This window comes from Frankia sp. CeCAU1 (assembly GCF_977971845.1).
The window spans coordinates 1-10,455 of record NZ_CDWWXA010000147.1 but is presented as its reverse complement, the minus strand read 5'-3'; the positions used below and the strand labels follow the sequence as shown (position 1 = coordinate 10,455).

The 10,455-nt window shown below is 73.1% G+C and carries 9 protein-coding genes; 3 read left to right on the top strand and 6 right to left on the bottom strand.

Annotation, left to right across the window (positions count from 1 at the left end; genetic code table 11):
• Positions 1-150: 150 nt before the first annotated feature.
• From AC08OO_RS19855 to gabT, 3 genes are all read right to left on the bottom strand, one after another.
• Complete coding sequence (locus AC08OO_RS19855) at positions 151-1,131, bottom strand: diacylglycerol/lipid kinase family protein (RefSeq protein WP_476611222.1); 981 nt, start codon at positions 1,129-1,131, stop codon at positions 151-153.
• 80 nt (positions 1,132-1,211) lie between these two features.
• The gene (locus AC08OO_RS19850) at positions 1,212-1,856 is read right to left on the bottom strand and encodes a DUF6758 family protein (protein ID WP_035941931.1); all 645 of its coding nucleotides are present in this window, start codon (positions 1,854-1,856) and stop codon (positions 1,212-1,214) included.
• 177 nt (positions 1,857-2,033) lie between these two features.
• A complete protein-coding gene (gene gabT, locus AC08OO_RS19845; protein ID WP_476611221.1) occupies positions 2,034-3,461 on the bottom strand; it encodes a 4-aminobutyrate--2-oxoglutarate transaminase in 1,428 nt (475 codons plus the stop codon).
• A gap of 267 nt (positions 3,462-3,728) precedes the next feature.
• Between gabT and AC08OO_RS19840 the strand changes: the two genes are divergently transcribed.
• Positions 3,729-5,171, top strand: a complete 1,443-nt coding sequence (locus tag AC08OO_RS19840) for an aldehyde dehydrogenase family protein (RefSeq protein ID WP_476611220.1) — start codon at positions 3,729-3,731, stop codon at positions 5,169-5,171.
• A 110-nt stretch (positions 5,172-5,281) separates the two neighbouring features.
• Positions 5,282-6,151 carry a PHP domain-containing protein gene (locus AC08OO_RS19835; protein WP_476618875.1) on the top strand — a complete coding sequence of 290 codons (870 nt, stop codon included), beginning with the start codon at positions 5,282-5,284 and terminating at the stop codon, positions 6,149-6,151.
• Between the two features lie 49 nt (positions 6,152-6,200).
• On the opposite strand, the gene AC08OO_RS19830 is transcribed toward AC08OO_RS19835, so the two are convergent.
• Positions 6,201-6,719, bottom strand: coding sequence for a MarR family winged helix-turn-helix transcriptional regulator (locus AC08OO_RS19830; protein WP_476607101.1), 519 nt, complete (start codon positions 6,717-6,719; stop codon positions 6,201-6,203).
• 305 nt (positions 6,720-7,024) lie between these two features.
• Between AC08OO_RS19830 and AC08OO_RS19825 the strand changes: the two genes are divergently transcribed.
• Positions 7,025-8,167 (top strand): Mrp/NBP35 family ATP-binding protein, encoded by a 1,143-nt coding sequence (locus tag AC08OO_RS19825; protein ID WP_476611217.1) that lies wholly within the window; start codon positions 7,025-7,027, stop codon positions 8,165-8,167.
• 149 nt (positions 8,168-8,316) lie between these two features.
• Here AC08OO_RS19825 and tatB read toward each other — a convergent pair whose 3' ends face one another.
• Both tatB and AC08OO_RS19815 read right to left on the bottom strand, forming a co-directional pair.
• Positions 8,317-8,856, bottom strand: coding sequence for a Sec-independent protein translocase protein TatB (gene tatB, locus AC08OO_RS19820; protein ID WP_476611216.1), 540 nt, complete (start codon positions 8,854-8,856; stop codon positions 8,317-8,319).
• Positions 8,857-8,923: 67 nt separating this feature from the next.
• Positions 8,924-10,455: S1C family serine protease (locus AC08OO_RS19815; protein WP_476618874.1), on the bottom strand; the 1,532-nt coding region annotated here is incomplete at its 5' end.

The window sequence follows — 10,455 nt, the reverse complement described above, 5'->3', positions numbered from 1 at the left end:
AGGCAGCCGGCCGCATCGACTATCACGCGACCCCCGAGATCACGCTGACACCCGAGACCACGCCGAGGCCAGAGACCGCGGACCCGGCCGAATCCACAGCGGCCGAATCCACAGCGGCCGAACCCGACCGCCCGGCGCCGGAATCCGGCTTCAGGACGCCGGAATAACCGGCACGAGCAGCCGCAGGGCACCGGGGCGCACGACGATCTCCGCCGGCAACGACGCCAGCGGATCGCCGTCGGCGTAGACGGCGAAGGGCCGGTCGGCCTCGATGCGCACCCACCGGGCCCGCAGCACCCGCACGTGCCGGGTGTCGACGTGACGCCCGGAGAACACCCGCGGGAACAGCGCCAGGAACGTCAGGCGGGAGGTGCGCGAGATCAGCAGGACGTCCAGCAGCCCGTCGGCGATGTCCGCCCCGGGGGCGAACCGCATCCCGCCACCGTAGTACGCCGAGTTCGCCGCCGCAACCGTCCACCCGACCAGGTCCCGAGGCGCGAGGTCGTCCACCGTCACCGTGAAGCGCGCCGGGCGCCAGGCGGCCAGCGCCCGCAGCGCCGCGTAGGTGTAGACCTGTTGGCCGCGCAGGAACCGGGTCCGGTTGGCGATCACCTGGACGTCGGAGTCGTAGCCGACGCTCGCGATCCCCAGAAACGGCCGGCCGCCGACCTCGGGCAGGTCGACCCGGCGTTCCCGGGCGTGCGCAAGCCCGGCCGCGACGCGGCACGGGTCGCGGGGCAAGCCGAGACCACGCACGAAGTCGTTACCGCGCCCGCCGGGGAGCACCGCGAGCACGCCGCCGCAGCGGGCCACCCCCCCTGCCACCGCGCCGGCTAGGCCGTCGCCCCCGAGCGCGACCACGACCCGGCCCTGGGCGGTGGCCGCCGCCGCGAGATCGTCCGCGTGGGCGAGGTCGCGGGTCGGGGTGACCCGGACGTCCCGCGCCCAGCGCGCGAGCTCGGCGCGGACGCCGTCGAGCATCCGCATCGCCCGCCCGTGACCCGCGCTCGGGTTGACGATCACGGCCAGCCGGTTGCGGTCGACCTCGGCGGGTTCGACCCGCAGCGGCTGCGGCGCCACCGTACCGAGGCTTCCCCGGGAGGGTGTGCGGGGGGCAGCGGCGTCCGTCATGGTGAGCGAGCTTACGGGCGGGTGCGGCAGGTCCCCCAACGGCCGGGGATGCGGGGCCGGGGATGCGTGACCATGGCGGCTCACCGCCCGGGCAGCGGCCCCGCGGACAGGTGCTGGCTCGATGCACCGAAGAACGACCGCTCGCCGAGCTGCGGATCGTCGCGCAGGTCCCGCAGCACGAGGTGTTCCAGCAGGAGCAGGGCCGCGTCGGCCGGCCAGAGCACCAGCCACAGCCACACCCCCCGGGCCTCCCCGACGAACGCCGCCCGATCGGGGGGTACGACCAGCGGCCACAGCGCGGTGGGATGCCCGGCGGCCTCTACCTTCGCCTCCGGTACGCCGGGCAGCGGTTCGGGATCGGGACCGCTGATGCCCGCGAGCCGGGCGCCGAGTCCCACCCGAGGCGCCTCTGCGACGAGCACCATCTCGGCCGGCCCGCCCAACGGAGAGGGCCCGGCGGCGGCGACTGCCGTGGCACGCGGCCCGGTACGCTCGTCACCGGCCCAGCCGACGCCGCTGACGTACCAGTGGACCGGCATCGGCTGCGGCAACCAGATCGGGACCGTCGAGGTCTTCGACAGCGCGTGGAGCGCCTGTTCCCGCGACGACACGGCGGTGCGGTAGGGACTCACCTCCCCGTGATCGTCGCACCGCCACTGACTGCTCCACAGATCGGGTGGACGCAGCGGTCCGAGACAGCGCGGGCAGGCCGCAGCAATGGTCACCGGGCGCCTCCTGGCGTAGGTGGAGATGTCGCCGAACATCGGCACTCCGGCACGGGTATGCCCTCGGCTTTCCACCCGCAATCGCCCCACCAGGTTTCCACCCGCAATCGTCCGACCTCGGCAGATATGCCGAACAGCCGGGTGCACCACCCCTCCGTCACCCCTCCGGGCGGGCCGTCACCCCTCCGGGCGGGCCGGGGAGGGAGACTGACGGCGCGCCGCGAGCTCCGCGAACGCCTCGTCGAGGAGATCGAGGCCAGCCAGCAGCAACGGCTCCTCGATCACCAGCGGTGGCAGCAGCCGGAGCACGTTGCCCCAGGTGCCCGCGGTGAGCACGATCAGGCCGCGACGATGGCAGGCGGCGGCCGCGGCGGCGGTGAGGACCTTGTCCGGACTGTCGTCGCCGGCGCCCCGGACCAGCTCCAGGGCGACCATCGCGCCCCGCCCCCGGACATCCCCGACGAAGTCGTACCGCTCGCGCAACGCGTGCAGGCGGGGCAGGGCGATCTCGCCGATCCGGCGGGCCCGGCCGGCCAGTTCCTCGGACTCGATGAGGTCGATCGCGGCGAGAGCCGCAGCGCAGGCCGCCGGGTTCCCCCCGTAGGTGCCGCCGAGCCCGCCGACCTGGGGGGCGTCCATGATCTCCGCGCGGCCGGTGACGGCCGCGAGCGGCAGGCCGCCGGCGATGCCCTTGGCGGTGGTGATGAGATCCGGGACGACGCCTTCGTGCTCGCAGGCGAACATCGTCCCGGTCCGGGCGAACCCGGTCTGCACCTCGTCCGCGACGAACACGATCCCCGCGACCGTACAGAACTCGGCGAGGCGGGGCAGGAACCCGGTCCCGGGGACGATGAAACCGCCCTCCCCCTGGATCGGCTCGATGACCATCGCGGCGACGGACGCGGCCTCGATCTCGTCCCGCACGAGCTCGATCACCCGCTCGGCGGCCTCCTCCCCACAGCGGTCGGGACCGGTCGGCCAGCGGTAGGGATACGCCAGCGGCATCCGGTAGACTTCGGGCGCGAACGGCCCGAACCCACTCTTGTAGGGCATCGACTTCGCGGTCATCGCCATCGTCAGGTTCGTCCGGCCATGGTAAGCGTGCTCGAAGACGACGACCGCGCCCCGGCCGGTCGCGCTGCGCGCGATCTTGACGGCGTTCTCGACGGCCTCCGCTCCGGAGTTGAACAATGCCGAGCGCTTCTCATGGGTACCCGGCGTCAGCCGGTTCAGCGCCTCACAGACGGCGATATAGCCCTCGTACGGCGTCACCATGAAGCAGGTGTGGGTGAACCGGCCGATCTGCTCGCGCACGGCCCCGACGACCCCGTCCGCAGCGTTGCCGACGCTGACCACCGCGATCCCCGAACCGAAGTCGATGAGCGAGTTGCCGTCCACGTCGACCACGACCCCGCCGCCCGCCGCGTGCGCGTAGACCGGGAGGGTCTCACCGACCCCCCGGGCCACGGCGCCGACGCGGCGCGCGGCGAGTGCCCGGGACCGCGGGCCGGGGATCTCGGTGTGCAGACGCGGCTCCTGGGGCAGCCGCGGGCCGCCGGTGGCGGGCAGGCCGATTCCGGTCGCCGCCGGGTTAGGAATGGTCATCGTCGGCTCCTACCTGATCGTATGCGCGCACGTACCTGTCCACGGCCCGGGCCACGCCGCCCGCGCCGCGGGCCGGACCGGACCGGACCGGACCGGCCATCGTCCCCCGCCGCCGGGATCCGGTCGGTGGTCCTCGGGCGGGACCGGGCGCGCCGCAGGCACCCCGCCCGCGCGGGCGCCTAGAATGAGCTCGATGGTGATGACGACGGCAGGCGGCTCGACGGCAGGCGGCCCGGTGGCCGCCCGCACCGACCGGTCATCCGCGCGATGAGCGAGCCGACGCCGTTCTGGCTGGCGGGTAAGCCGGCCACCGGGTCGGCGACGACCACCGTTCGGCACCCGTTCGACGGCGCGGAGGTCGCCGTCGTCGCGCAGCCGGACCCCGACCAGGTTGAGACGGCCGTGGCCGCCGCGGCGGCGGTCGCCCCGGCGTTCGCGGCGCTGCCGGCCCACGTCCGCGCCGGCGCGCTCGCCGGCGTGTCGAAGGAGATCGCCCGTCGGGGCGACGAACTGGCCCGTCTCATCACCGCGGAGAGCGGTAAGCCGCTGACCTGGTCGCGTGCCGAGGTGGCCCGGGCGAGCTCCACCTTCCGCTGGGGGGCGGAGGAGGCCCGGCGCTTCGCCGGGGAGCTGACCAGGCTGGACACCGATCCCCCCGGGGAGGGACGGCTCGCGCTCACCCGGCGTTTCCCCCGCGGGCCCGTGCTGGGCATCACCCCCTTCAACTTCCCGCTCAACCTGGTCGCCCACAAGGTGGCGCCGGCGCTGGCGGTCGGCGCGCCGATCATCGTGAAGCCGGCCCCGCGCACGCCGCTGTCGGCGCTGTTCCTCGGCGACCTGCTCGCCGAGGCCGGCTTGCCCGAGGGGTCGTGGTCGGTCCTCCCGATCCCCAACGACCGCCTCGGCCCGCTCGTCGCGGACCCTCGGCTGCCCGTGGTGTCCTTCACCGGCTCCGGCCCGGTGGGCTGGTCCATCCGCGACACGGTCCCCCGCAAGCATGTGGTCCTCGAACTCGGCGGGAACGCGGCGGTGCTGGTCGCCGCCGACTACGCGGCCCCCGCCGATCTGGCCCGGGCCGCCGGCCGCATCGCCCTGTTCGCCAACTACCAGGCCGGCCAGTCGTGCATCGCCGTGCAGCGGGTCTACGCCGACCGCACAATCGTCGACGAGCTGCTCGCCGAGATCGTCGCCGCCGTGCGGGCGCTGCACGACGGGGATCCGGCCGACCCGGCCACCGACGTGGGGCCGCTGATCGACGTTGCGGCGGCGGAACGGGTCGAGGCGTGGATCACCGAGGCCGTCGAGGCAGGGGCGACACTCGTCTGCGGTGGGACGCGCCACGGCACGAGTCTCAGCCCGGCCGTGCTGACCGGCGTTCCGCCCACCGCCAAGGTGGTGAGCGAGGAGGTCTTCGGCCCGGTGATCGTCGTGGCGGCGGTCGACGGCGTTGACGAGGGCTTCGCCCGGATCAACGACAGCGCCTACGGCCTGCAGGCCGGGGTGTTCACCCACGACCTGGCCACCGCCTTCCGCGCCCACCGGGAGCTCCAGGTCGGGGGGGTCGTCATCGGCGACGTCCCGTCGTACCGGGCCGACCAGATGCCCTACGGCGGGACGAAGGGTTCCGGCATCGGGCGGGAGGGGGTCCGCTCGGCCATGACCGACCTCACCGAGGACCGGGTGCTGGTCCTGACCGGTCTGGACCTGTAGGCCTCCCTGCCGCCCGCCGTCGCCCACCACCACGGCCCGCACCGCCGTCTCGCCACCGCCTGCCGCCCACATCATCGCCGCACGGCGAAAAGCTGCCACTATGAAGCATTATGAAGCGGGTGGCCATCGACCTGCACACCCATTCGACCGCCTCGGACGGCCTGGAGTCACCGGAGAACCTCGTCCGGCTCGCAGCCGGGCAGGGCCTATCGATCATCGCGCTCACCGACCATGACACCATCGCGGGCATCGGCCGCGCGGCTGCGGCCCTGCCTGCCGGGCTGACCCTGGTGCCGGGTGCCGAGATCTCCTGCCAGGTCGAGGTGGCAGGTGCATGGGTATCCCTGCACGTGCTGGCCTACCTGTTCGACCCGGCCGAGCCGGCGTTCGCGGCGGCCCGGGCCCGGGTGCGGGAACATCGCGCCACCCGGGCCCGTCGGATGGTCGATCGACTCGCCGCGGACGGGCATCCGGTGCGCTGGGAACGGGTCCTGGAGCTGGCTGCCGGCACGGTGGGCCGCCCCCACATCGCCGCGGTCATGGTCGAGGCCGGGCTGATCCCCGAGGTGGTGGCCGCGTTCAGCAACCGGTGGATCGGCGCGGGCGGACCGTACTGGGTGGGCAAGGAGCAGCCGGACGTCTGGGAGACGCTTCGCCTCATCCACGGCGCCGGCGGGGTGAGCGTGTTCGCGCACCCGTTCGCGAGCAGGCGCGGCGTCACGGTCGGTCCCGAGGTGATCGAGGCGATGGCGAAGGCGGGCCTGACCGGCATCGAGGTCGATCATCCCGATCACCTACCCGTCGCGCGGCGCCGGCTACGTGGCCTCGCTGCCGAGCTCTCGCTGGTGGCGACCGGTTCCAGTGACTTCCACGGCGCCAGCAAACCCCAGGGGCTCGGGGCCGAGACCACCTCCCGGGAGGCGTACGAGGCGTTGATCTCCACCGCGCGGGGGGCGGTCCCGATCACCGCGTCCGGATGACCGGCCGTGGTGCGGTGCCGGCCACGCGCTGCCGGCAGGCCGTGGCCGCTCAGGCGTTCGCGTCGCACCCCCGGCCGTTGCCGCCCGGCCTCGGCGGGCTCAGCCGGCCCAGCAGCTCGGCGAGCAGGTCCTGCTCGATTCGGCTGAAGTGGGAGAGCACGTGCCGGGCGACCCCCTTGAGGTGGGTGCCCGAGGCCGCCCGCAACCGGTCGAGCCCCCGCGGGGTGAGGGTGGCGAGCGTGCCGCGGGCATCCGACGGGCAGGACCGCCGGGCGACCAGCCCCTCCCGTTCCAGCCGGTCGACCAACCGGGTAAGACCGCTGCGGGAGAGAAGCACCGCCTGGGCGAGTTCGCTCATCCGTAACTCGCCGTTCGGGGCCTCGGCGAGCTGGACCAGCACGTCGTACGAGGCCAGGGGAAGCCGGTGAGCCGCCTCGAGCTCGGCCTCGAGGACCCGGGTCACGTGGGCATGGGCGTGCAGCAGCTCACGCCAGGCCCGCATCCCATGTTCGTCGACCCGGTCCTCGCCGGTCTCGGAGCTGGCGCCGAAAATCTCTTCGACTGCCATCGCGTCCTCCCGCCCCCGCACGATCAGCCTACGTCGCGGCCCGCCCGCAAAACCGTCCCAAGCAGCCGTCTCCGCCACCGGGACACATACCAGGTACATACCAGGACACAATCACCTCTGGTCATGACGATGGGCACGCTCCGCACCCGTCGTGAAGCCGACAGGGCGGCTCACGCTTCCCGGTCCGCCGTGTTCGGCGGACCGGGAAGCGTGAGCCGGCGCCGTCACGTCCCCCGCGGGCTATCGTGGACCCACAGGCGGCCCGGCGGGCCGCACCTGATACCAACCTGTGACTGAGGTTTCCCTTGTCCCTATCCCGACCTTCCCCCGACGCGATCCAGTCGGCTCTGGCGACGGTGCACGATCCCGAGATCGGTCGTCCCATCACCGAGCTGGACATGGTCTCGTCGGTTCGCGTGCTCGACGACGGCTCGGTCGACGTCGGGGTCCTGCTCACCGTGTCCGGCTGCCCCATGCGCGACGAGATCATCAATCGGGTCAGTCGAGCCGTCAGCGCGGTCGAGGGCGTCCGCGAGGTCCGCGTCGATCTGCAGGTCATGTCGGACGAGCAACGCGGTGCCCTGCACGCGAAACTGCGGGGGGGCAACGCCCCCAAAGCGATTCCCTTCGCCCAACCAGGCTCGACCACCAGGGTCTACGGCGTCGCCAGCGGCAAGGGCGGCGTCGGCAAGTCCTCGATCACCGTGAACCTGGCCGCCGCGATGGCCCGTTCGGGCCTGTCGGTCGGTGTGCTCGATGCCGACATCTATGGGCACTCCGTGCCCCGCATGCTGGGCATCGACCGCCCGCCCACCCAGGTCGAAAAGATGATCATGCCGCCCCAGGCACACGGGGTGCGAGTCATCTCCACCGGGATGTTCACGCGCGGCAACCAGCCAGTGACCTGGCGCGGACCGATGCTGCACCGTGCCCTGGAGCAGTTCCTGTCAGACGTCTTCTGGGGTGACCTGGACGTCCTTCTCCTGGACCTACCGCCCGGCACCGGTGACATCGCCATCTCCCTGGCCCAGCTGGTGCCGTCCTCCGAACTGCTGCTGGTCACAACCCCGCAGCTGGCGGCCACCGAGGTCGCCGAGCGGGCCGGGACCATCGCCGTGCAGACCCGGCAGAACGTGGTCGGGGTCGTCGAGAACATGGCGTGGCTGCCCTGCCCGCACTGCGGCGAGCGGGTCGACGTGTTCGGCTCCGGCGGCGGGGCGGCGGTGGCCGAGCGGCTGACCAGGGTGCTCGGTCATGACGTACCGCTGCTGGCCCAGATCCCGGTGGACGTCCGGCTCCGGGAAGGCGCCGACAACGGCGTGCCGCTGGTCATCGGCGAGCCGGACAGCGAGGCGGGCAAGGCCCTGCACGCGGTGGCGGGCCGGCTCACCTACCGCTCCCGTGGGCTCGCCGGACGCAGCCTCAACCTCACGCCGGTGGGGCGCTGAACACCTACGATCGGCCGTCCGTCCGGGTTCGCGCAGCCTGATCGACGCGAGCCCGGCCCCGGCTGGCCCCGCCCCGGGGCGGGTGCACCGAGCCGGCGGCGGCGCCGAACCTCAGGCGGCACCGAGTCCGGCTCAGGTGGCACCGAACCTCAGGTGGCGTCCGAGTCGAAGGGCACCTCTGTCGCCGGGCCGTCGCTCCGTGCCGGCTGCCCCGGCACGGCCCGGGCTGCGGACGCCTTGCTCGGCGAGACCTTCGACAGCATGGGAGACACCGGACCGGGCGGCGCCGCCGGAACCGCGGCCTCGGCGCCGGGACGAGCCGGATCCTTGGCCGCGGGATCTCTCGGCAGCGAGGACTTGGTCAGTGACGGCGCCGCGGGCGGATCGTCACCGAGGAGCAGCGAGTCGAGCGAGGTCCGCTTGGTGAGGTATGGCGGCAGAACCGGATCGTCCTCGAACAGGTGCTTGCGGACGAAGGTCTTGGGATGCAGGTCCCGGATATCCAGATCGGCGAATTCCGGGCCCAGCTCGGACCTGAGATCGTTACGCATGCCGTTGGCCAGCTGACGCAGCTGACGCAGCACGCGGCCCGCGTCCCTGGCGGCCTTGGGCAACCTGTCCGGGCCGAAGACGAACAGCCCGATCAGAAACAAGACGACGACTTCACCCCACCCGACACCGTTGAACACGCGCTGAGCGTACCTCTCCCGGTGTTGCGGGCAAGGAGCTCGTGGGCAACGAAAAGATGTCTGCGGCTCAGCGCTGTTGTTCCTGCAGTGTCAGCTGGGTGGTCGCGGTGGCACCGGCGCGTTCGTAGGCGACCGACACCCGGTCACCTACCCGGTGGAGCCGGGCTGCGACGATGAGGTCGTTCATCCCGCTGATAACCCTGGTTTCCACCCGCGTGATGATGTCGCCGACGCGCAGCCCGGCGCGCTCGGCGGGGCCACCGGGCGCCAGGTTGACGACGCGGGCACCCGACGTGGTCCCCATGGCCTTCGCCTGGCCGGCGGTGACGGTCGCGGCTGACACGCCGAGGTACGGGTGGGTCGCCCGACCGGTCGAGATGATCTCCTGAGCGACTGAGCGGGCGAAGTCGATCGGGATGGCGAACCCCACGCCGATGCTGCCGCTCTGGCTCTGGGACTCATGGCCGGGCACCGCGGCGATCGCGGTATTGATCCCCACCATTTGGCCGAGGCCGTCGAGCAGCGGACCACCGGAGTTGCCCGGATTGATCGCCGCGTCGATCTGGATCGCCCCGATGAGCACCGTGGGGTCGGTGCCGCTCTCGGCCGGGACCATGGGATTGCGGTCGAGCGCGCTGACGACGCCGGTCGTCACGGTGCCGGCGAGGCCGAACGGCGCCCCGATGGCAACCACCGGCGCTCCCACGACCAGCGAGCCGGACTGGCCGAGCGTCACCGCCGGCAGGGGCTGCGGGGCCGGGATCCGCAGGACGGCAATGTCAGTCTTGGGATCCCGCCCGACCAGGTCGGCCCGGACCTGGCCGAACTCCTGGTAGCGGCGCACGGAGATCGGAGTTCTGGCGGCGACCGCGGACGCCACGACGTGGTTGTTCGTCAGGATGTACCCCTCCGGGCTAATGATCACCCCGGAGCCGGTACCCGCGGCATCACCGTCCCCCCCGCCACCGGCATCGATCGTCACCACACTGGGCAGAGCCGTTGCTGCGATCGACGCGACCGACCTGCGGTCGGAGCTGGGCGCGGCGGTACCGACCGGCAGGGCCGCCGACGCCTGTTGGTCGCTGCCGCGCTCGGTCATCGAGACGAGCAGCGCACCGATTCCCCCACCCAGCAGACCCGCGACCAGGATGCTCGCGAGGAGGACCCGGTGACCGAGAACGACCGGGCGACCGGGAGCGACCAGACGCCCCCGCGGCGCCGAACGACCAGTCAGGACGTCGGCGAACGGCGCGGCGAACGGCGCGGCGTTCGAGCCGCCGCCGTCGGAGCCGCCGCCGTCGGAGCCGCCGCCGTCGGAGTCCGCGGGCAGCGGATACGGCGTCGAGGTCGGCGACCAGGCCCGCGGGGAGCCCGTCTCGGCGGGCGGTGGGGCCGGCGGCTGCGTGCCGAAGCCACGCACCGCGGTCACCGTAGGCAAGCCTCCCGACGGCTCCCGCGGGTTCCCGTCCGCCGCAGCGCGCCCGCGGTCGGTCGCGGCGGCGCCCGGGTCGCAGCCCGCCCGGGCGCCCAGCGCCCCCAGACCCGAAACGCCCGTCCTCGAAGCACCCGCGCCCGGAGCACCCGCCCCCGGAGCACCCG